This is a genomic window from Tundrisphaera lichenicola (genome assembly GCF_051175385.1).
Lineage (GTDB): Bacteria > Planctomycetota > Planctomycetia > Isosphaerales > Isosphaeraceae > Tundrisphaera > Tundrisphaera lichenicola.
Window position 1 is genome coordinate 6781713 of record NZ_CP195106.1, and the last position, 21880, is coordinate 6803592.

Below are 21880 nucleotides of genomic sequence, written 5' to 3' on the forward strand. Positions count from 1 at the left end.
TCGCAGGATAATCGGTCGAGACGCCCCGGGCAATCTTCGGTGCTGGGCTCGGTCGTGTGAGCCAGGGAATTGCAAACTCCCCGAACGAAGGATTTCGGCGTGCCTGTGTCCGGCCCACTCGGTATGATCTCCCCGAAGGAGACACCGCATGCGACGCTTCTCGATCCTGAGTCTGATGGGCCTGGTGCTGGCGATGGCCGTCTCGTTCGCCGCGCTCCGGGGGGCGAACGATTGGTGGGCGGGCGGCCTGGTGCTGGCCACGCTCGGTCTGCTCGGATATGGGATCCTGGCCGCCTGGCATGGTCGGGGGAGGAGTCGTGCCGCCTGGCTGGGTTTCCTCGTGTTTGCGGGGGGATATTTCTTCGCGATCAGGACGCTGCCCGATCCCGAAGCAAGCTGGCTGCCGACCTCGCAAGCCCTGCAGATCTTCCAGGACCGGTGGTTCGGCGGGAGCGCGATCACAGTCATCTTTGCGGCAACGGGGACGACTCCGTCGTCGTTGAGCTTGGGCAACTTTGTAGTCTCCCCGGTTCCTTCCGGTAACCCAGCAACGAACACCACGATCTCCGCCAACACGATCGCATATACGACTCAGGTCGGTGTCAGTGGTACAACTTCGTCGGGGGGCTTTGTCCCTACTCCCATGTGGCCGCTCGTGCCGAACCAGGCTGCGTTCACGAACGTCGGGCAAAGTCTGTTCGCCCTGCTCGTCGGATGGATCGGGGCCTTGCTCTCCCGCTGGATGTGGACCAGGCGAGCGGCTCAGGAACCGAGCTAACCGGAGGCCGTGTTCCCTCGATCCTCCAGTCAGATAACCGAAGGATTTCGGCGTGCCTCCTCCCGGCCCGGTCGGTATGATCTCCCCGAAGGAGACACCGCATGCGACGCTTCTCGATCCTGAGTCTGATGGGCCTGGTGCTGGCCGTGGCGATTTCGTTCGCCGCGCTCCGGGGGGCGAACGATTGGTGGGCGGGCGGCCTGGTGCTGGCCACGCTCGGTCTGCTCGGATATGGGATCCTGGCCGCCTGGCATGGTCGGGGGAGGAGTCGTGCCGCCTGGCTGGGCTTCCTCGTGTTTGCGGGGGGATATTTCTTCGCGATCAGGACGCTGCCCGATCCCGAAGCAAGCTGGCTGCCGACCTCGCAAGCCCTGCAGATCTTCCAGGACCGGTGGTTCGGGGCGAGTTTCTTCACGATTAGTCTCGCGACAACCACGACGACTCCGGGAGGGCCAGGCACCAGCAACTTCGTGGTCTCCACAGTCCCATCGGGGAACTCCGCGACGAGCACGACGATCTCGGCCAACACGGTCGCCATCAGGAATCCGGTCACCGTCGGTAGCTCCACAGGATTAAATGCCCAATTTTACAACGGCCTCTGGCCGCTCGTGCCGAACCGGGCCGCTTTCACCAACGTCGGGCACAGCCTGTTCGCCCTGCTGGCTGGGTGGTTCGGGGCGTTCCTCTCCCGCTGGATGTGGGCGAGGCGCGAGGCCCGAGACCGCATTGAAGCGGTTTCGATCGCCCCCGATACCCAACCGGCCTGATCGACCAGCCCACGAGGTGCCCCATGACTTCGATGATCCGACCGGCCTTCCTGGCGTCACTCGTCTACTTCTCGATCGCGACCTGCCGGCCCGACCCGGCGTCGGCCGAGATCCTCTTCAAGGCCGACTTCGAGACCGGCGACTTCAGCCAGTTCACCGGCCGGAGCAGGAACATCAAGCCGGGGCACATCGAGGTCGACACCGACGTCGTCCACTCGGGCAAGTACTCGGGCCGGTTCACGATCCACGAGGAGAACGTCTTCAACGCCCGACAACTCCGGGTCCAGGCCAACGGGCCCAAGGTCACGGTCGAGGAGGGCTCCGACACCTTCGTGTCGTTCTACCTGTTCATGAAGGACGCACCCAAAGATCGCGACAATTTCTTCTACTGGGAGGGGAGCCCGCCCCCGCGCTACAACAACGTGATGACCTGGTGGGTGGAGCCGAAGGCGGACGGGTCGGGCACGCTCATCAAGTACGGCACGGGGAACCTGGGCCGGAAGGGCGTCCACTGGGAGGCCGACTTCGCCACCGGCAAGTGGCACCAGCTCGGCATGCACATCCACTGGTCCGAGGATCCGACCAAGGGGAACGTCAGGCTCTGGTGGGACGGCGTGGAGGTCCTGGACAAGAAGGTCCAGACCAAGGGGCCGGAGGCCGTCTATTTCTCCCAGCCGGGCATCCATCGCACCCCGCACAGCAAGTCGGAAGACACCATCTACTTCGATGACATCCTCTGCGCCACGACGCTGGAGGAGATCGAGATCCGCGAGCCGGACGAGGCGAAGGCGAGGTGACGGCGGGGGTCTTCGGGAGCTTGCTAGAATCATCTCGATCTCCCCCTCACCAGCTCGAACTCTCCTTCGAGCAGCCATATTTTCACGACCTCGTAATCCTCGCTCTCGAAGACGACGCGGTTCCCCTGGTTCGGGTCGAACACCCGGAGGCGCCGCTTCCCGTCCGGGGCCGGTCGGACGATCAGGAGATAGGGAAGATCAAGGCCCCGGTCGTCCGCCCAGACCTCGAACCAGCGATCTTCCGACGGGCCCAGCAGCGAAGCTTGGCCGGGGGTTCCTCGGCATTCCTCCGAGTCGGGGCGCATGCCCAGCTCGGCCCACTCCTCCAGGCTGGAATAGATCTCGGTCGCGGGCCAGGGCGGTTCCTCGGGCAGGTACCGGGACCAGGTCAGGTGGACGACCGCCACCCGGCCCGTGCCGTCGAGCAGCTGAAACAGCACCTCATCGCAGCTCGCATGCTTGCCGATCGCCTTCGATGGGATCCCGTGAAGCGGGTGGCCGGGGCCAACCTCTCGGACGAGTTCACGTTCGAGTGTGACGGCGACTTCCTGTCCCCACTCGGCCGTTGACCACCAGGGGTCAAGCCATTCCACCGATGATCGCCTCCGCCAGGCTCCCGACCTCGATCGCCCCGATTCGAAGAAGGCAGGTGCGGCCGCCAGCCGTCCCGATTTTATATGGTATGAGATCGTGATCGATCATCCGGCCAGTTCGCGGAGCCTGCGGACCAGGTCGAGCGCCTGTTCGGGCGCGAGGCCCACGATGTCGATGTTCCGGAGCTCTTCCAGGATCGGGTCGGGCAGGGCGGCGAAGAGGCTGTTTTGCAGGGCCCGGCCGGTCTTGACCCTGGGGACGGGGCCGGCGGTGGACTCGGGGACGTGCTGCTTTTCGAGGAAGGCGAGGATCTCCCGGGCTCTGGTCAGGACGGGGCTAGGGACTCCGGCGAGGCGGGCGACGTGGATTCCGTAACTCTGGTCGGCCCCCCCGGGGACGATCCGGTGGAGGAAGACGATCTCCCCGTCGTGCTCGCGGACCGCGACGTTGGCGTTCCGGAGCCGGGGCTTGGTCTTCTCGAGTTCGACCAGCTCGTGGTAGTGGGTGGCGAAGAGGGTCCGGGCCCCAACCTGGTCGTGGATGTGCTCGGCGATCGCCCAGGCGAGCGAGACGCCGTCGAAGGTGCTGGTCCCCCGGCCGATCTCGTCGAGGATCACCAGGCTCCGGGGGGTGGCATTGTTGAGGATGTTGGCCGTCTCGGTCATCTCGACCATGAACGTGCTCTGCCCTCGGCCTAATTCGTCGGTCGCGCCGACCCTGGCGAACAGCCGATCGACGATCCCGACGCGGGCGCTCCGGGCGGGGACGAATCCCCCCATCTGGGCGAGGATCGCGGTGAGGGCCACTTGCCGGATATAGGTGCTCTTGCCGGCCATGTTCGGCCCGGTGATCAGGAGGACCTGGCTCTGGTGGGGTTCGAGCTTCAGGTCGTTGGGCACGAACGCGCCGGGGGGCATCAGGACGTCGAGCACGGGATGCCGACCGGCCTCGATTTCGAGGATGGGCTCCTCGAACATCTCGGGGCGGCAATAGCCCTGCTTGGCGGCGAGTTCGGCCAGGCCGCAGAGGACGTCGATCTGCGCCAGGACGGCCCCCGCCTGGACCAGCCGGGGGGCGTCGGCGGCCACGCGATCCCGGAGGGTCGTGAAAAGTTCATATTCGAGGGCGTTGGCGCGATCCTCGGCGTTCCGGACCTTGTCCTCGTATTCCTTCAGCTCGGGGGTGATGTAGCGCTCGGCGTTCTTGACGGTCTGCTTGCGGATGTAGTCGCCGGGGATCTTGGCCCCGTTGCCGCTCTGGGCGTGGGTGACCTCGATGTAGTAGCCGAAGACCTTGTTGAAGCCGACCTTCAGGCCGTTGATCCCGGTCCGGCGGACCTGGTCGGACTGATAGCGGGCGATCCAGGTCTTGCCGCCCCGGGCCAGGTCGCGCTGCTCGTCGAGGTCGGCATGGTAGCCGTCGCGGATCAGTCCGCCTTCCTTGATCGCGAGCGGGGGGTCGTCGACCAGGGCCGACTCGATCGCGGCTCGGACCTCGGGGCAGAGTTCGATCCCTGCTTCCAGCTCGGCCAGTCGCTTCGAGGGCCGGGCCGTGAGGCGAGCCTTGACCTTGGGCAGGACCGCGAGCGTCCGGGCGAGCGCGACGAGGTCCCGGGGCGAGGCCCGCCCGGTCCCGATCCGGGCGGCCAGCCGTTCCAGGTCGCTGGCCCCGCCGAGCACGGCCCGGAGGTCGGAGCGGAGGCCGGTATCGCGGACCAGCTCGGCGACGGCCTCGTGACGCTCGACGATCGCGACCAGGTTGGTCAGGGGGGAGGTCAACCAGTCGCTCAGGAGCCGGGCCCCCATCGGCGTGCAGGTCCGGTCGATCGCCTGGAGGAGCGAGCCTTCGCGGCGGGCGTCGCGGAGGGTCCGGGTCAGTTCCAGGCTCCTCCGAGTCATCTCGTCGAGCGCCAGGACGTCCTTACGGTGGTAGGGCGTCAGGCGGGCGATATGGCCGATCGCGGTCTTCTGGGTGTCTCGGAGGTACGCGATCAAGGCCCCGGCGGCCTGGACCTCGGGGCAATCGTCCTCGATCCCGAACCCGGCCAGGGTGGTCGTGGCGAACTGCTCGTTGAGGACCTTCTGCGCCTGTTCGAGGACGAAATCCCAGGAGGGCCGGGGGGTGACCACCAGCTTCGAGTCGAAGCGGAGGGTCCGGACCCAGGGGGCTTCGAGCGCCGTCTCGGAGATCAGGACTTCCGGCGGGTTGAGCCGGGCCATCTCGTCGACTAATTCGGTCCGCGAGACGCAGGTCAGTGAGAACCGGCCGGTCGAGAGTTCCACCCAGGCCAGGCCGAGCTTGCCCCGGACCTCCACCACCGCCGCCAAGTAGTTCGCGACCCGGGGATCGAGGAAGGCGTCCTCGGTCAGGGTTCCCGGCGTGACGACCCGGACGATGTCCCGCTTGACGACCCCCTTGGCGAACCGGGGGTCTTCCACCTGTTCGCAGACCGCGGCCCGGACGCCGGCCTTGACCAGCCGGGCCAGGTACGATTCGAGCGCGGGGTGGGGGAAGCCCGCCATCTTGGTGGCGTTGGGCCCCTTATCCTTGTCGCGGGTGGCGACGGCCAGGCCGAGGAGTTCGCTGGCCCGTTCGGCGTCGTCGCCGAACATCTCGTAGAAGTCGCCCATCCGGAAGAGCAACAGCGCCTCGGGATCGCGAGCCTTGAGCTCGCGATACTGCTGCATCATCGGGGTCGCGGGGAGGTCACTGCTCATTGAGGGCGGCGGAGCCGGGCGAGGAGTCGGGACGCGCCGCCCCGGCGTTCGAAACGAACGGAGCAGGGCAGGGCAAGCCCTGCGGAGGAATGTTCATACGGATGATCGGCTCAGAACTTGTCGAGCGCGGCCTGTTCTTCGGAGTGGATCTCGAAGACCTGGTCGAGACGGGTGATCCGGAAGACTTCGAGGAGATCGGGGTGGATGCAGCAGAGCTTGAGCTTGCCCTTGACCGCACCGACCTTCTTCTTGAGGTTGATCAGCTTGCCGAGAGCGGCCGACGATAGATACTGGACATTGCCGAAGTTCAGCAGGAGGTCCTTGTGTCCCTCGTCTTCCACCAGAGCATAAAGCTGATCGCCTACTTCCTGGATGTTCTCGTCGGTCACGATCTTCGTGTCCACGAAGCTGACGACCGTGACCCCATCCACGTTCTCGAGGCGGAGATGACGGCGTGGGGCTTGCGACATCGAGGCAGACTCCTCATCACTGGGTCGGGCTTGGGGCAATTCGTGAATCGGTTCGACCGAGACCGCCGACCCCGGAGAGGCGCGATATCTCGGCACCGGATCGGCCTACGCGACAGACCTACCGGACAATCATAGCTTACAGAATGACCAGATCGCGACCGGGAAGCAAGGGCCGACCGGACTCACGCTCCGATGATTGACGGCAGTCCACATTGACAGCTAGAATGCCGCGCATCCCGGCCATGCGGGGCGGCCGGGGAACGTCGCTCATGCTCTGCTTCGGGGAATAAACTGCTGACCGACGTCCTCAGGCGGTCCTGGCCTCACCTCGCCAGCCTGCTCTCCGGGCTCTCCGGGTTGATCGCGATCGGCTTGACGCTCCTCTGGATCTCCAGCGATCGGTGGTACACAACGGCCGGGTTCGATTTCGAGGAAGCTCGGGCAGGTCGAGTCCTCGTCCGCTATGACCGAGTCCGGTGGGACGCCCGGTGCTTCTGGGCGGGGTCGGCCGAGCAATTTCACGAACCCGGCGATCATCCGCTCGATTGGTGGGACCCGGGCGGGACGCTGCTGGCCCCCTCCATCACCCCGATGCCCCGGAGCCTCGCGAATCGCCTGGGGTGGTGGCTGATCCGCGACGTCGCCGAGGACCCCTACGAGCCGACCCGGTATTCCGGGGCGATCGCCAGCCGGTGGATCGGCATCCCCGGCTGGATTCCCCCGGCCTGCTTCGCGGCCTGGCCCCTGGCGCGTCGGATCGGTCGGGGACGATCCCGACGAACCGCGACGGGCGTCGGCCCGATTGTCGAGGGAGTCCCGTCGCGGTAGGCTACCGGCTGGAATCCTCGAACGGACCGGAGCCCGCCGATGCCGACCTCTCTGCCGACCGCCGAGCAGCTCGAAGCCCTCAAGAAATACAACACGCCGACGATCGCCAACGCGATCGAGGTGTTCAATATCCGGGGACGGCACCTCGGATTCCTCCCCCACCAGATCCGGTGCCTGCTGCCGGACCTCGGGCCGATCGTCGGCTACGCGGTGACCTCGGTCACCCAGGCCGCGCCCCCAACCGAGACGGGACCCGACCTGAACGCCGACTACCTCCGCTATGTCGCGGCCCAGCCCGGCCCCAAGATCGCGGTGGGGCAGGACCTCGACAATCCCCCCGGCCTGGGGGCGCAGTTCGGCGAGGTCAACGCCACGATTCACCAGAAGCTCGGCTGCGTCGGCCACATCACCGACGGCTGCCCCCGCGACCTCGACGAGGTCCACGCCCTGGGGTTCCAGCTCTTCGGGCTCAACCCCTGCGTGAGCCACGCCTACGTCCGGCTGGTCGACTTCGGCAAGCCGGTCAAGCTGGCCGGGGTCGAGGTCATGCCCGGCGAGCTGATCCACGCCGACAAGCACGGCGTCTGCCTGATCCCGATCGATTGCGCCACCAAGCTGCTCGACGCCTGCGCCGAGGTCGAACGGCTGGAGCGGCCGCTCCTGGAACATTGCCGGTCGAATCTGTTCGACCTGGAGGAGTACATCCGGCTCCGGGCCGACATGAAGTCGAAGATTCGCGAGTGATCAGGCCCGACGCTGCGGGAGGACCACCGCCTGATACCGGCCGTGTCGGACCAGGGCGTCGACCGGCCGGGTGGCGTCGAGGCTCTTCCCCTCGGCGATCCAGCGCCCCTTGCGATACTCGAAGAGCGCGGTGGCGTGGCGCGTCGAGGATTCGTCGAAGGCTTCGGTCTCGAAGTGGATCTCGACCAGGGCGAGGAGTCGCTGAGTCTGCTTGTCGCGGGCCCAGAGGACCTCGTCATGCCAGTGGGCGTCCTCCCAGCGAAGTCGCTCGATCGGGTCGACCTGGCCCATCGCCTTGAGGAACCGGGCCTCCAGCCACTCGCGCTGCTGACGGAAGGAGAGTCGGGCCTGATCGACCTGCAATTCCTCGACGACCTGACGGAGCGGCTTGCGGACGATCAGCCAGGAAGCGACCAGGCAGGCTGGCAGGACAACGCCCCAGATGATCCAGCCCATGGCCGTTCCTCCGATGATCCGCGTTCCGTCCTCCCGCGTTCGCGTGTATTATAGATTGATGAAGCCCGGGCGAGCAAGCGGGCGTCCGGAGGGGCGAGGGACGAACCGGCCGGATCCTCGATCGGCCTTCGCCCCGTCGACCGCCCGGGATTCCCCCACCTCGAAGGATCGAGGCCGATGAGAGCGAAATTCGGTTCCCACATGTCGATGGCCGGCGGTCACGACCGCGCGGTCCGCTCGGCGCACGCGGTCGGGTTCTCGACCGTCCAGGTGTTCACCAAGAGCAATAATCAGTGGCGAGCCGCGGCGTTGACCGACGCCCACGTCTCGGCCTTCCGCGCGGCCCTGGCCGAGACGGGGGTCTCCGAGCCGATCGCGCATGCCTCGTACCTGATCAACCTGGCCAGCCCCGATGATGCCCTCTGGGAGAAGTCGATCGCCTCGACGGCCCTGGAGATCGAACGAGGCGAGGCCCTGGGGATCGGCGACCTGGTGATGCACCCCGGGGCCCACGTGGGGCAGGGGGAGGAGGCCGGGCTCGGCCGGATCGCCAGGGGGCTGGATGAGGTCCACCGGCGGACCCGCGGGGTGGCCCTCAAGATTGCGCTGGAGACAACCGCGGGGCAGGGGACCTGCCTGGGGCACCGGTTCGAGCATATCGGGCGGCTCCTGGAGATGGTCGAGGAGCCCGAGCGGCTCGGGGTTTGCGTGGATACCTGCCATATTTTCGCGGCGGGGTATCCCCTGGGGACGGACACCGAGTACCATGATACGATGGCGGAGTTGGACCGGGCAATCGGGACCGAGCAGGTCCGAGTCTGGCACCTCAACGACAGCCTGAAGCCACAGGGGAGCCGGGTCGACCGACACGCCGGGATCGGCCGCGGACACATCGGCATCGAGCCATTCCGGCGACTGGTCAACGACCCGCGTTTCCGGCATCTTCCGATGATCCTGGAGACGCCCAAGGGTGAAGAAGAGGGTGAGGACCTCGACGCCGTGAACCTTCGACTCCTCCGGGGGCTCGAAGCAGCGTCGGCCGTCAGCGCTTGACCCCCTCTGATGCGAGCGGCGCGGGACGGGAGGGGTAGTCTCGGATGGATGAGTTCCCGACGAACAGCAAGACAAGCTCGACCACGGCCAGCCCTTCGGCGGCCGACGAAGCCAGCCTCTTCATCAACCGCGAGCTGAGCTGGCTCGACTTCGACGAACGGGTCCTGGAAGAGGCCCGCGACGAATCGAACCCGCTCCTGGAACAGCTCCGGTTCCTGGCGATCTCGGCGTCGAACCTCGACGAGTTCTTCGAGGTCCGCGTGGCCGGGCTCCAGGCGCAGCTCTACGACAGCCTGGAGCCCCAGGACACCCCGCCCGAGGGGATGAGCCCGCTGGCCCAGGTCTCCGAGATCTCGAAAAGGGCGCACGACTTCGTCGATCGCCAGTACCAGACCTGGCACGAGTTGCTCCGCCCCCAGCTCGCCAAGTATGGGATCCTGGTCTGCGAGCCCGAAGAACTCAGCCCCGAGGAGATCTCCTACCTCGATAGCTACTTCGACAGCCAGGTCTACCCGGTCCTGACCCCGCTGGCGATCGACCCGGCGCACCCCTTCCCGCACCTGCACAACAAGAGCCTCAACCTGATCCTCCGGATCGAGACGCTGGGCCAGGACCCCCCCCGTCAGCTCTACGCGGTCCTCCAGGTCCCCTCGGTCCTGAACCGCCTGGTCCCCCTGCCCAAGGCGGGCGACGGGCCGGCCAAGAATCGGTTCGTCCTCCTGGAATCGGTGATCGCGCCGAGGCTCGACGCCCTCTTCGGGGGCTTCCAGGTGGCCGCCTGCGTGCCGTTCCGCGTGACCCGCAACAGCGACCTGACGATCCAGGAGACCGAGGTCAAGAGCAGCCTCCTGTCGACGGTCCAGGAGACGCTCCGGATGAGGAAGTGGGGAGCCGCGGTCCGACTGGAGATCGACCAGAGGGTCGACGAGGGGTTCCTCGCGCAGCTCCAGATGGCCTCAGCGCTGGACCTCGACGACCGGGACGTCTACAAGGTGGCCGGCCCGGTCGACCTCACCGTTTTGTCGGCCCTCTGGAAGATTGAGGGGTTCCGCGAGCTGAAGGAGCCCACCTACGAGCCCCAGATGCCCGCCGCCCTGGCCAACGGGGCCGACATCTTCGCGGCAATCCGCGAGCAAGACCTCCTGGTCCACCACCCTTACGAGTCGTTCGAGTCGGTCATCCAGTTCATCGAGCAGGCGGCCGAGGACCCGAACGTCCTGGCGATCAAGCAGACGCTCTATCGGACCGCCGAGGCCAACCCGATCATCACCGCGCTGGCCCGAGCCGCCGAGAATGGCAAGCAGGTCACGGCCCTGGTCGAGCTCCAGGCCCGGCTCGACGAGGAGAACAACATCGTCAAGGCCCGGGCCCTCCAGAAGGCCGGGGTCCACGTCGTTTACGGGATGGTCGGCCTGAAGACCCACTGCAAGGCCTGCCTGGTCGTCCGCCGCGACAAGGACGGAATCCGTCGATACGTCCACCTCGGGACCGGTAACTACAACCCGACCACCGCCAAGATCTACACCGATCTGAGCTTCTTCACCTGCCGCCCCGACTTCGGCGAGGACGCCAGCGCCCTGTTCAACCTGCTGACCGGCTACTCGCAGGGGCATGGCTGGAAGAAGCTGACGATCGCGCCGATGAACCTGGCCGATCGCCTGATCTCCCTGATCGACCGCGAGCGGATGAACGCCGAGGCAGGCCGGCCCGCGCGGATCATCGCCAAGATGAACTCGCTGGTCGACCCGCAGGCCATCGTCGCCCTGAGCGCGGCGAGCCGGGCCGGAGTCCGGATCGACCTGATCGTCCGCGGGATCTGCTGCCTCCGGCCGGGCCTGCCCGGGATCTCGGAGAACATCCGGGTCGTCAGCATCATCGACAAGTTCCTGGAGCACTCGCGGATCAGCTACTTCCAGAACGACGACGACCCGCAGGTCTTCCTCTCCTCGGCCGACTGGATGCCCCGGAACTTCCGCCGGAGGGTCGAGATCCTCTTCCCGATCGAGGACCCCCGGCTCCGGAGCCGGATCGTCGACGGCCTGCTCGGCATCTCCCTGATGGACAATGTCAAGGCTCGCGAACTCCAGCCCGATGGGAGCTACCTGAGGGTCGAGCCGGCCCTCCCCGGCGAGCCCGCGATCCGGTCGCAGATCGAATTCCAGAACATGGCCCGCGAACTCTCGGTGGCCGATCCGATCCGGCCCAGCCGGGTCAACTCGGACTCCAACCACCTGTTCCGGGCCTACGAAGGCTGAGCCGTTCGCGAGGACCGACCGTCCCCGGGCCACCCCTCCTGGCGCGAGCCCGGCGGTGCAAGGGGGCCGCAGGGCTCGAACTCGCGATCGGCGTCCGGGTCCGGAGGCGACCGGACCCGCGTTCGCCGAGGCTCAGGGCTGATCCTCCCTGCTGCCGATCGGCTCGATCTCGCCTTGATCCCCCGTCCACTCCGGAGTCTGGTACGCCCCGTCCCAGCCATAATCGCCCAGGTCGAGGCCGCTCGACATCCCCGAGTACATCGTGTCCCGCTTGGACACGTGCGATCCCGAAGGCGGGGGAGCGGCCACCGTCAAGCCCGAGGTGTATCCCTGGGTCACGGCCCGGTACTTGTGGGCCGTCGCGCTGGATTGGCCGGTACGCTCCTTCAGGCCCCAGCAGCCCCACTTGGAATAGGTCCCGCTGTCAGCATACCAGCAGACTCCGCCGATCGAGGAGGGCAGGGCGTTGATGAAATGGCTATAGGCCAGCCCCATCCGCGGATCTCGATTGACCGCGATCAGCAGCGGCGTCGCGTTATCATTCTGCCAGTAGTTGACGTGCTGGCCGCCCTCATAGAGGACCAGGGGAACGCCGTACCAGTCGGCCTTGGCCTTGTACCAGGCGACCTGGGCGGCGATCTCGGGGATCGAACCGTAAAGCCCATTGATCACCGACGTCACGGCCGCCGATGGATTGGTCTTGTACTGGGTCGTCGCGGTATTGAGATTGGTCTTGCTGACGAAGTAACCCGCGCAGCTGATCGCGTCGAAGCGATATCCGTCGGCCTGATATTGCTTGAGGGCAACCGTGAGCGTGGCCTGATAGCCGGCCTGTCGGGCGAGGACCCGGATGCATGCTCGACTCGGCGAGACCCTCGACTTGAAGAGGTTCACGAGCCGGCCATCCCGGCGAGCGATCCATTCCCAGGCTCCCAGGCCCTGGTTATTCTGATCGCGAAGCGCCATGAGCTGCGACCACTGCGGCATCCCGGTATTCCAGACCTCGTTGCTGAACTCGACGTAGAGCCTCAGGCGAGGGTCGAGATGTTGATCGACCAGGCGGGCCAGCCGGCGAACGTAGTCGTCCGAGGCCAGCGCCGGGATGCAGATCCAGAGGTCCTTCCCGAGGAGATTGGCCAGCTCGCAGGCCGTCTCCTCCTCGATCCGACCCCGGCCGCGGTAGGAGAATTTCTGGGATGCCGTTCGATCGCTCCAATTGACCTGCTTGGATCCGTTGGTCGCTTGCCAGTCCATGATCCGGAGCGTCGAGAAAGGCTTGAGGTCGTCGAGATAGCGCTGATAAAACGTGCGGCCCACGTGGCCGGGCAGGACGAACGAGACGTCGCGGATCGGATTGCTCGCCCGGGACTCGACCATCATGAATTCGATCTGCCAGAACCTGGGGACTCCCCCCGTGGGCAGATAGACCCGACGCGGCAGGCCATCGCCGTTGAAGGTGACCTCTCTCCAGAACTGGCCGTCGAATCCCCCGCTCAACCGGACCCTTCCCACGCCCTTCGCGGTCAGGGTATACCACCCCACCGGCAGGTCGGCGTAAAGTGCCACCACCAGCGAAGTCGGCCCGGTCGACGCGTCGACCCGCGTCGGCCAGCCCTTCGCGTCATAGGCGGGCACCGGTTCGACTCCCCGGAATCCGTTGAAGGTGCCGGCTCCCCGGATGAGGTCGGCGAAGATCAGGGTCGAGTTGTCGTAAGCCAGCACGCCGGCCCCGAGATTGATCCCGGGAGCTCGACCCAGATGCGCCTGGCCGAGACAAGGGTTCGCGATCAAGCCGAGGGCGAACAGGCTTGCGGTCAATCGTCGGATCGTCTTCAAGGCAGGTCTCCGGGTCGTCGGTTCGAAGTTGTGTCGAGCGGCCTCATGGCCGATGGAGGATGGACCCTGCCGCCAGGGGGCGGGTCCGGTCGAGTTCCGAGGGGAGGGGACGGGCAAGGGCATCGCGGCCGGATGATCGAATCCGGCGGGACGCGGGCGGAGGGGGGAGTCGGGATCATCGAACGAGGCCCGAGGCCGGAGCAATCTCGGCCTCGTCAGTTCGACATCAACTGGCCTGACCGAGGATGGGAGCACGTCTCGGACCAGTCCCCCGGCCATCGGGGTCACTTCGGCTCGGCCGATCCTGGGCCGATGTCCCGCCGGATCTCCGGTCGGGAGCCGAAGGACGCGAGAGGGCGAAATGGGACGTGACCGCCGTGCTCGATGGCGCGAGGGCCGCAGGCTTGGGGGATGGTCTCTTCAGTCGTCCGGGACAGGCGAAGGGTCCGCGGGAATCCTGGAAGGTTCCTCGATCTCTCATCAAACTGCGCTCCACGATCGAGGAGGGTCGCTCCTCGACGCACCGTCTCGATTTATCAACTCGAACAATTTGACTTTAGGACATGATTTGAAAAGTATACGAAACAATATTTTCGGGATCGTGCCGCCCGGGATCGACACGACTCGAAGGGGCGTCCCGGCACCCTGACTCGCGGGGATGCCGGCCGGGCGGACCAGGCCAACAAACCTATGACCGCGATCACATAAACAAGCTCTCAGGCGCAAGAATGCGGAACCCCGCCCCGGCCGCTCGCGGGCGGGGCTAGATCCGGCAGAAACGGCAGGGAGCTAGGGCGGAGGGGGCAGGATCCGATCAAGAGAACTCCAGGACCGGCGGCGGCCTTCCGCGAGCGAATGAGGCCGCTCGACGGGGTGTGCACCTGACGACGGGCTGGCCGGTCGACCGGATGGCCGATTCAACGGGATCGATCGAGGGACTGCGGGGCGAAATTCTCCCCGAGGCTCGGGAAGAACTCCTGCTGAGGATAGTTTAATAAACCAGCGAACTGTCGAAGCTAGGGTAACACCCTGGAAATCACAAGCAATCCTGGCGCGGAACTTCTATGGATGAAGTCGGCGGGATGATGACTCTGGGCAACAATCCCGCCCGTCGAGCCTTGAGGAGAGGCCCGGTCGACCGCAGTAGCGAGATTGCGAGAGGAGATGATTGCAGGCGAAGTATCCGACCGGGGACGGGAGCGAGGCCCTTCGGGGTTTCCTCGGTCGATGATCGGGGTATGCTGGGCGAACCGGTATGGTTCAGGCGCGGAAGAGCTTGGGGCGGGAGATCCAATCGAGCTGATACGTACCGCCCGGCTCACCGACCAGCGCGGCGATACCGCCCTTGCGAAGCTCGCAGATCGGGCTTCCTTCCCGGCCGGTGACCAGCTGGCCGACCAGGTCTGAAAAGGCCGGGTTGTGGCCGACGATCATCAAGCGGGTCTCGTCCCGGGTCTTCAGCCAATCGCGGATCGATCCGGCGTCGGAGCCGGGGCGAAGCTCCTCGACCACTTCCAGCAGGTCGCCACCGCCGAGGCACTCGGCGACGATCTCGGCCGTCCGGAAGGCCCGGGGCAGGGGGCTGGTGGCGATCCGGACCAGCTTGAGCTTGAGCCGCTTCAGGCCCCGCCCGATCTGTCGGATCCGCCGCTCGCCGTCGGGCGTCAGCGGCCGGTCGTCGTCCTCGAACCCCGGAGTTCCGTGAGGGACCGCGAGGCCGTGGCGGAGCAGGTACAGTTCTTGCATCGATGTTTGCTTTCGATCAGGTCAGGGATGGCTTGAGTGAGGGCAATCGACCGAGGGCGGCAGGGGAGGTCAGCCAGTTGCCGCGAAGGCCGACGGGCCGGGGATCAGGGTCGGGCTCCGCTTCCACGAGGCCGCTTCCTCGCCGTCCAGGCGGAGCGTCAGGCACTTCGCGCTCCCGCCGGCCTTGATGAACTCGGTCAGGCGGAGCGGTCGGACCTGATAACCCATTCCCTCCAGATTTCGGGCCAGCTTCGGCGCCCCGTCGTTGAGGATCACGGTCCGGCCGACGACCACGGCGTTGCAGCTGAAGGAGACCGCCTCCTCGGACGAGACCTCGATCAGCCGGGGGATCTGGCCCGCCAGGACCGACCGGCCGTAGTCATCGAAGGCCCCAGGATAATAAATTGCGGTGTCCGCGTCGATCGGGCAGAAGCAGGTGTCGAGGTGATAGAACCGGGGGTCGACCAGTTCCAGCGGGAGCACCGGCACCCCCAGCCGCTCGCCGATCCACTGATGGCTCCTGGCATCGCTCCGGAACCGATAGCCGGCGTACAGGGTCTCGCCGCAGAAGAGGGCGTCGCCGGCCCCCTCGAAATTGTGGCCCGGGGGCAGGGTCTCGACCTCGAAGCCGTGGGCCCTGGCCCATCGGTCGAAGACCGGAGTCTCACCCTGGCGGACCCCGTGACGGAAGCGTGAGCTGAGGAAGAGCGTGCCGAAGACCAGGCCCGCGTTGGCCGTGAAAACCAGGTCGGGCAGGCCGGGTTCGGGATCCAGCAGCTCGACCGTCGCGCCCAGGTCGACCAGAGTGTCGCGGAGGCCTCGCCACTGGCGATCCGACTCGGCCGGGTCGCTGCCGATGGCGCGGTCCATCCAGGGGTTGATCTCGTATTCGATCCCGTAGAAGTCGGGGGGGCACATCAAGATTCGGGGCGTCGTGATCATGATCCTCGCCTCCTTCTTCAATGATGGCTCAGTTCGGCCGCGAGACTCCTGAGGAACGGCTCGACGTCGGTCACCAGGCCGACGGTCTGGAAGGTCCCGCGATCGCTCAGCTTGGTCACGGTGGCCGGGTTGATGTCGACGCAGACCACCTTGACCCACGCCGGGAGCAAGTTCCCGGTCGCGATCGAGTGCAAGGCCGTGGCGATCATCAAGGCGAAGCCGACCTCGCGGACCGAGGCCCGCATCGCGGCCTGGGCCTTCACCGAGTCGGTGATCACCTCGGACAGCGGCCCGTCGTCCCGGACCGATCCGGCCAGTACGACATCCACGTTCGCCTTGATGCATTCGTACATGATCCCCGACGTGATCAGGCCCGACTCCACCGCCCGGCGGATCCCGCCCTTCCGGCGGATCGTGTTGATGGTCCTGAGGTGGTGCTCATGGCCGTGTTCGATCGCCTCGCCCCGGTCGATCGAGACGCCCAGGCTGGTCCCGTAGATCGCCTGTTCGATGTCGTGGGTGGCGAGGGCATTGCCGGCGAAGAGGCTCTGGATCCACCCTTCGCGGATCAGTTGGGCGACGTGCGGGGCCGAACCGGTATGGACGATCGCCGGGCCGCCCACCAGCAGGACCTTCCGGCCCGCCTCGCGAGTCGCCCGGATCGAGTCGGCCACTCCTCGGAGGCTGACCGCCTTGGGCTTCTCGCTGGAGACCCCCGATCCCATGAAGCCGAAGAGGCTGGACTCGCGAGGCCGCTCCAGGGGGATGACCCGGATCCCGCCGTGCCCGACCACGATCGGCATGCCGACTTCCACGTCGATCATCGGCACGCATCGGGCGGTGTGGGCCGACGGGTCGACCACGATCCCGCAGTCCATCTCCTGGTCGGCCACCTCGATCCACCGGCCGCCGAGCCGGACCTGGGTCCGCTGGTTGGTCGTGCTGTAGAACGAGTCGGGGAAGGCCCCGGCGATGTCGGCAAGCTCGACCTTCGCGTCGTCCGGATTGACGGGCGACGCCCCATGCTCGACGAGGTCGCCGAGGATCTCATCGAGCTGCGAGGCCGTGCCCGCCCGGATCGCGATCCGGGCAAAGCTGGGGTCCACTCTCCGAGAGCCAATCTGGCATTCGCGGATCTCGAAGGTCCCCCCCATCTGCAAGATCCGGTCGAGGATCTTGGGCAGCAGGAGCGAGTCGACGATATGACCCCGGACCTCGACCTCCTCGATCACGCCCTCGGTCGAGTCGGTCGCCTTCGGATTCCGCCGGTCGTCGCGGTCCATATCATGGCCGTCCTTCCGGGTATCGAGGTCTTTCCTTCTCCTCTTATAGAACTATTGTAGCCCGAAGAGAGCAACTCGTCACTTCGAGGCGGGTCGAAGCCTGACGTCAATGTTGCTACCTCTGCCTCCCTCTCCCTCCGGGAGAGGGCCGGGGTGAGGGTTCGTGGCATCAAGATCGAGTCCGCAATCAACCGATTCCAGGCTCACCGATCAGGCGGGGGACCCTCTCCCCAACCCTCTCCCGGAGGGAGAGGGAGGCAGGATCCCCCGGATTCAGGGACTTGAATCAAGGCTCGATGTGCAGCGTGGCCGACACGTCCAGCGGGGCTTCGCCGGGCAGGTCAGTGACGATCCGGAAGTTCTTGACCAGGTCGCCGTGGGTGGTCCCGAGGGCCGGGTTGTAGGTCAGGGTCAGGACGTGCAAGGGCTTGCGGGTCGAGTCGGCGGCCTTCAGGTCGAAGCCGTCGCCGAGCCCTTCGACCTTCGCGATCGCGAACGGCTTCGAGCCCCGGACCAGATAACGACCCTGGGCCCCGGCGGCCGAGGTCACGTTCCCCAGCGCCAGGAGGCTCGGGGTGGCCGAGAGGTCCCCCTGGATCTGACCCGTGACCAGGATGGGAATGCCGGGAGTCTCTGGATCATTGGTGATCAGGCGGATCTCGTCGCGGACGATCCCGGCCGAGACATCAGGCTTGATCGAGACGTTCAGGCGATAGCCGACCTCGCCGTTGTACCGCTTGGTCTCCTGGAGCGAGGCATTCAGCACCTTGCTGGCCGAGACCATCTTGACCACCTTCCAGTCAGGCTTGCCGATCCGGTCGATCGTCAGGATCTGCGAAGGGGACTGCCCCCGGGCGACCGTCCCGAAATCCACCGCGCCAGGGTTCAGGACCACGTCGCTGAGGATCAAGGACGAGACACCCAGGCTGATCTCCGACTCCTGCCCCCCCGCCATCACCGCGACATACAGGGTGGTCGACTTCCGACCCACGAAGTTCCGCGTATCCATCTGGGCTTCGATGATCGCGGTCTGGCCCGGAGCGACCACCGAGGCGCTCGCGGTCCCGCTGGTGCAGCCGCAAGAAACCCGGAGGTTGAGGATCTGGATCGGCACGGTCAAACGGTTCGTCAACACGAACGGATGCCGGACGATCCCGCCCCGGGGAACCGGCCCGAAGTCGTGAGACCGCTCGCTGAACAGGGTATCCGGCCAGTTGCTCGCCGGGGAGGCCCCCAGCAGACCACCGACCATCACCAAGCCCGCGAACGCTACTGCGAACAACCGAGTCATCACTCGCCTCCATGCGATGGCCGGGAATCCATCCCCATTCCTGCGCGAATCCACAAGGAGTGTTATCGTCGAGATTGCCCCCGGCGCTCAACTTTGCCAGACTCCGGGAAGGGGCTAGCCTTCACAGATTACGCAAACCACCATTAACTCGCCCGTCGATAGTTCATGAGACCACCAGATCCAGTGAGTCCTCACGCCTCATCAACTTTCGAGAAAGTGGCCGGAATTGGCATCCCTCTCAAACACTGATCCGACCGTGGCATGGAGGTACGGGATGATTTCCGGATCGTAGTTGGCGATGGTGTTTACATCGTAGATGACCAGGTTCTTCGGGTCATCAAGATATTCCTGGGACTCGATGCCCGCCAGGAATCGCCACCCGCTATCGACATCGAACTCCGGCTCCTCCTTATACATGATGCCGACCTTGTGACCATGAACAGGGATCATGTCCGAAGCGAAGCAGCCTCCGAGTCCCTCGACGAGGGGCCTGATTTGATCGGCACGAAGCCGGAGTCTCTTGCTTGCCATGGCGTCCCCTTGGTTTGCCGATCGCTCCAGGACCCGAACCTATTCCCCAATCACCTTGACCAGCACTCGCTTGGGTCGTCGCCCGTCGAACTCGCCGTAGAAGACCTGCTCCCAGGGTCCGAAGTCCAATTTCCCCTTGGTGATGGCGATGACGACCTCCCGCCCCATGACCTGGCGTTTCATGTGGGCGTCGGCGTTGTCCTCGCCGGTCCGGTTGTGCTTGTACCTCTGGGACGATGGGTCGAAGGGGGCGAGCCCTTCCAGCCACGCCTTGTAGTCCTCGTGCAGGCCGGGTTCGTCGTCGTTGATGAACACCGACGCCGTAATGTGCATGGCGTTGCAGAGGAGTAGGCCTTCCTGGACCCCGCTTTTCTGGACGATTTGCTCCAGTCTCGGGGTGATGTTCAGGAACGCCATCCGCTCGGGGAGATTGAAGGTCAGGTATTCAGTGGTCGACTTCACGATCCAGACCTCGGGGTTGGTCGGGCGGCGTCAAGCGCAACGAGGCCTACCACGCCGGTCGGGTGGGCCTCGCCGCGCTCGACGCCACCCGACAAGATTGGAGTTTTGATCCTTATACATCCCGGCCGAAGATCCGCCGGGGGTTCTCCAGCAGCACCAGCCGGGCGAGTTCCAGGGCCCGGTCGGGCGACCACTTCCGGCGACGGATGGCGTCCTCGGCCAGGGTCTCGGCCAGGATCTTCCGGTACATGTTGAACTTGGGCAGGACGAATTCGAGCTTGTAGGCGTCGGAGTAGTAGCCGATCTGCTTGACCTTGGGCACCGCCTGGAGCCTCGCCTTCAGGTCCTCGGCGATGAAGGCGGGAATGTTCGAGTACCACCAGTGGCCGTTGGGCACGACGTTGGGGAAGATCCAGGAATAAGCCACCAGCTCGGCCCCGGCGTCGGGGGAGAGGGTGGAGACCGGGAAGGTCACCCCGGCGAAGTGATTAAACAGCTCTCGGTAGTCGTAGAGGCTGACCCGGCGGTCGAAGAGGTCGCGCCCCCCCGCCACCCCGGCCGGGTAGACGTTCCGAACCGGACCGATCATCAGGTCGAAGGGCAGCTGGAACTCGGCGCAGAACTCGGCGATCGTCCAGAAGACGACCTGTCGGACCTCGTCGTGTTCGTCCGCTCGGAAGTCCATCTGGTGCAACGCCCTGCGGATTGGCGTCACGGCCCGCTTGGGGGTCGAGAGCCGGGGGGCGAAGTCGGGCGGCAGGCTGATCGCGCAGGCCCTGGCCCCCTTCTTCACGAACCGCTCGAAGATCACTCCGATCGCCTGGCGGAGCGAGTCGTAATCGATGACGTCGACGCCGGTCGAGGCCCGGAGCCGCTCGACGGTCGAGGGCAGATGGAGCTTCAAGACCAGGTCATCGGTCCGGAGGCAGGGGACGTACTTCCGGGTGTCCCAGCCTTCGAGGGGGTCGTCGAAGTCGTTGGTCAGGAAGACGGCTTCCAGTTGGGTCCGGTCCCAGACCTCGTGATCCCAGATATGACTCTCGGGATCTCGCTCGGCCCGGTCGTAGAGGTCGTCGATGTTCTCGGGCGTGATCCGGTCGTGGGGAAATTCGTGGAAGGTCCGGGCGATCTCGAGGAGCCAGGAATACTGGACTGTGTTGTCGATCCGGTCGAGGTAAACCGAGAGGTTCCGGGCCCGTTCGCGGGGGGAGAGGGCGGGGTCGACCCGGTCGGCCGGCATCCCCGCCGAGTGAGCGAGTTCGGTATAGTAGTGGTAGCCCAGGACTTCATCGAGGTTCCGGGCGGCGGGCCGGTGGGCGTCGATGTGCGAGTGCGGGTCGAAGATCGGCCATCGCGCCATCTCCTCGAAGAGTTCGCGGGCGGCCGGGTCGATCGGGAGGGTGGTTGCCATGATTTGGTGGCCACTCGACGGCGAGGGTGGATGTTGAGAGGGAACGGCGATCGAGACGGGCCTGCGGGGGGTCCTTCGAAGGCTATCGGCGACCGACCAGGGATGCAAGGGCATGGCGATGAACGTGGTGGTGACTGCCGGCGGGACGATGGCGCCGATCGATGACGTTCGGCATATCGCGAACGCCTCCACCGGCCGATTCGGGGCCATGATCGCCGAGGCCGCGCTGGCCCGGGGGGCCCGGGTCTGGCACCTCCACGCCCCGGGAGCCCTCCGGCCCTTCGACCGCCTGGCGAAATTCGACCTCGAAACCCCCGAACCCTCGGCCGAGTTCAAGCGGCTCCAGGAACTCCGCGACTGCTGGCTCGAGGTCCGCGACCGTTGCCAATCGGTCCCCCTAGCCGAGGGGACCGTCGCCGAGTATTCGGCGACCCTGGAACGGCTCCTCCGCGAACACTCGATCGACGTCGCTTTCCTGGCGATGGCCGCCTCCGACTTCGCCCCGGTCCCGCACTCGGGCAAGGTCTCCTCCGACTCCGAGACCCTGGACCTCCGATGCCGGAGGCTCCCCAAGGTGATCGAGTCGGTCCGCGACTGGTCTCCCTCGACGTATCTCGTTGGCTTCAAACTCCTTTCGAACGCAACCGAGGCCGAATTGATCCGCCGGGCCGAGCAGGCCGGCCAGGTCAACCGGGCCGACCTGACCGTAGCCAACGACCTCCGGACCGTCCGCGAGGGGCGTCACGTCATCCACCTCGTCCGCGTAGGTCGACCGACCGAGACCTTCGGCCCGGATGACTCGATCGCCGACCGCCTGGTGGAACGGGCCTTTGCCTGGGCCTCGGCCCGGGGACGAGGCCGCTAATCCTACTCCGGGGAATCTGTCTAACAATCCGGTCCGGTTTGAGATAAGTTAAAG

At 66.0% G+C, this 21880-nt stretch carries 20 protein-coding genes; 8 read left to right on the forward strand and 12 right to left on the reverse strand.

Annotated elements, in window-relative coordinates; all coding sequences use genetic code 11:
- Positions 1–148 precede the first annotated feature (148 nt).
- From P12x_RS26935 to P12x_RS26945, 3 genes are all read left to right on the forward strand, one after another.
- Entirely contained in the window at positions 149–778 is a 630-nt protein-coding gene (locus P12x_RS26935) for a hypothetical protein (RefSeq protein ID WP_435008113.1), read from the forward strand.
- 101 nt (positions 779–879) lie between these two features.
- Positions 880–1545, forward strand: a complete 666-nt coding sequence (locus P12x_RS26940; RefSeq protein WP_435008114.1) for a hypothetical protein — start codon at positions 880–882, stop codon at positions 1543–1545.
- Positions 1546–1568: 23 nt separating this feature from the next.
- Positions 1569–2342: a heparin lyase I family protein gene (locus P12x_RS26945; RefSeq protein ID WP_435008115.1), complete on the forward strand. Its 774-nt coding sequence runs from the start codon at positions 1569–1571 to the stop codon at positions 2340–2342.
- A gap of 29 nt (positions 2343–2371) precedes the next feature.
- Here the strand turns inward: P12x_RS26945 and P12x_RS26950 are convergent, their stop codons facing one another.
- The 3 genes from P12x_RS26950 to P12x_RS26960 all read right to left on the reverse strand — a co-directional run bounded on the left by P12x_RS26950 (position 2372) and on the right by P12x_RS26960 (position 6123).
- On the reverse strand, positions 2372–2935 hold the full coding sequence (locus tag P12x_RS26950) for a hypothetical protein (protein ID WP_435008116.1): 564 nt from the start codon (positions 2933–2935) through the stop codon (positions 2372–2374).
- Positions 2936–3040: 105 nt separating this feature from the next.
- The gene (mutS, locus tag P12x_RS26955; protein ID WP_435008117.1) at positions 3041–5653 is read right to left on the reverse strand and encodes a DNA mismatch repair protein MutS; all 2613 of its coding nucleotides are present in this window, start codon (positions 5651–5653) and stop codon (positions 3041–3043) included.
- A gap of 110 nt (positions 5654–5763) precedes the next feature.
- Entirely contained in the window at positions 5764–6123 is a 360-nt protein-coding gene (locus tag P12x_RS26960; protein WP_435008118.1) for an STAS domain-containing protein, read from the reverse strand.
- A gap of 357 nt (positions 6124–6480) precedes the next feature.
- On the opposite strand from P12x_RS26960, the gene P12x_RS26965 reads away from it, so the two are divergent.
- Entirely contained in the window at positions 6481–6951 is a 471-nt protein-coding gene (locus P12x_RS26965; RefSeq protein ID WP_435008119.1) for a hypothetical protein, read from the forward strand.
- 39 nt (positions 6952–6990) lie between these two features.
- A complete protein-coding gene (locus P12x_RS26970; protein WP_435008120.1) occupies positions 6991–7695 on the forward strand; it encodes an RraA family protein in 705 nt (234 codons plus the stop codon).
- Here P12x_RS26970 and P12x_RS26975 read toward each other — a convergent pair whose 3' ends face one another.
- Entirely contained in the window at positions 7696–8151 is a 456-nt protein-coding gene (locus P12x_RS26975) for a hypothetical protein (RefSeq protein WP_435008121.1), read from the reverse strand.
- A 177-nt stretch (positions 8152–8328) separates the two neighbouring features.
- On the opposite strand from P12x_RS26975, the gene P12x_RS26980 reads away from it, so the two are divergent.
- Both P12x_RS26980 and ppk1 read left to right on the forward strand, forming a co-directional pair.
- Positions 8329–9204, forward strand: coding sequence for a deoxyribonuclease IV (locus P12x_RS26980; protein WP_435008122.1), 876 nt, complete (start codon positions 8329–8331; stop codon positions 9202–9204).
- 44 nt (positions 9205–9248) lie between these two features.
- A complete protein-coding gene (ppk1, locus tag P12x_RS26985) occupies positions 9249–11459 on the forward strand; it encodes a polyphosphate kinase 1 (protein WP_435008123.1) in 2211 nt (736 codons plus the stop codon).
- Positions 11460–11591: 132 nt separating this feature from the next.
- On the opposite strand, the gene P12x_RS26990 is transcribed toward ppk1, so the two are convergent.
- From P12x_RS26990 to P12x_RS27025, 8 genes are all read right to left on the reverse strand, one after another.
- Entirely contained in the window at positions 11592–13295 is a 1704-nt protein-coding gene (locus P12x_RS26990; RefSeq protein ID WP_435008125.1) for a hypothetical protein, read from the reverse strand.
- Positions 13296–14555: 1260 nt separating this feature from the next.
- Positions 14556–15041: a phosphohistidine phosphatase SixA gene (gene sixA, locus P12x_RS26995; protein ID WP_435008126.1), complete on the reverse strand. Its 486-nt coding sequence runs from the start codon at positions 15039–15041 to the stop codon at positions 14556–14558.
- A gap of 69 nt (positions 15042–15110) precedes the next feature.
- Complete coding sequence (locus P12x_RS27000) at positions 15111–15983, reverse strand: dimethylarginine dimethylaminohydrolase family protein (protein WP_435008127.1); 873 nt, start codon at positions 15981–15983, stop codon at positions 15111–15113.
- Positions 15984–16000: 17 nt separating this feature from the next.
- Complete coding sequence (locus P12x_RS27005; protein WP_435008128.1) at positions 16001–17266, reverse strand: TIGR00300 family protein; 1266 nt, start codon at positions 17264–17266, stop codon at positions 16001–16003.
- 286 nt (positions 17267–17552) lie between these two features.
- A complete protein-coding gene (locus tag P12x_RS27010) occupies positions 17553–18557 on the reverse strand; it encodes a DUF1573 domain-containing protein (RefSeq protein ID WP_435008129.1) in 1005 nt (334 codons plus the stop codon).
- A gap of 201 nt (positions 18558–18758) precedes the next feature.
- Positions 18759–19088 carry a DUF2185 domain-containing protein gene (locus P12x_RS27015; protein WP_435008130.1) on the reverse strand — a complete coding sequence of 110 codons (330 nt, stop codon included), beginning with the start codon at positions 19086–19088 and terminating at the stop codon, positions 18759–18761.
- 39 nt (positions 19089–19127) lie between these two features.
- Positions 19128–19550, reverse strand: coding sequence for a secondary thiamine-phosphate synthase enzyme YjbQ (locus tag P12x_RS27020; RefSeq protein ID WP_435008131.1), 423 nt, complete (start codon positions 19548–19550; stop codon positions 19128–19130).
- Positions 19551–19662: 112 nt separating this feature from the next.
- Positions 19663–20961 carry a glucuronate isomerase gene (locus P12x_RS27025; RefSeq protein WP_435008132.1) on the reverse strand — a complete coding sequence of 433 codons (1299 nt, stop codon included), beginning with the start codon at positions 20959–20961 and terminating at the stop codon, positions 19663–19665.
- Between the two features lie 112 nt (positions 20962–21073).
- Between P12x_RS27025 and P12x_RS27030 the strand changes: the two genes are divergently transcribed.
- Positions 21074–21826, forward strand: a complete 753-nt coding sequence (locus tag P12x_RS27030) for a phosphopantothenoylcysteine decarboxylase domain-containing protein (RefSeq protein WP_435008133.1) — start codon at positions 21074–21076, stop codon at positions 21824–21826.
- Positions 21827–21880: the final 54 nt, after the last annotated feature.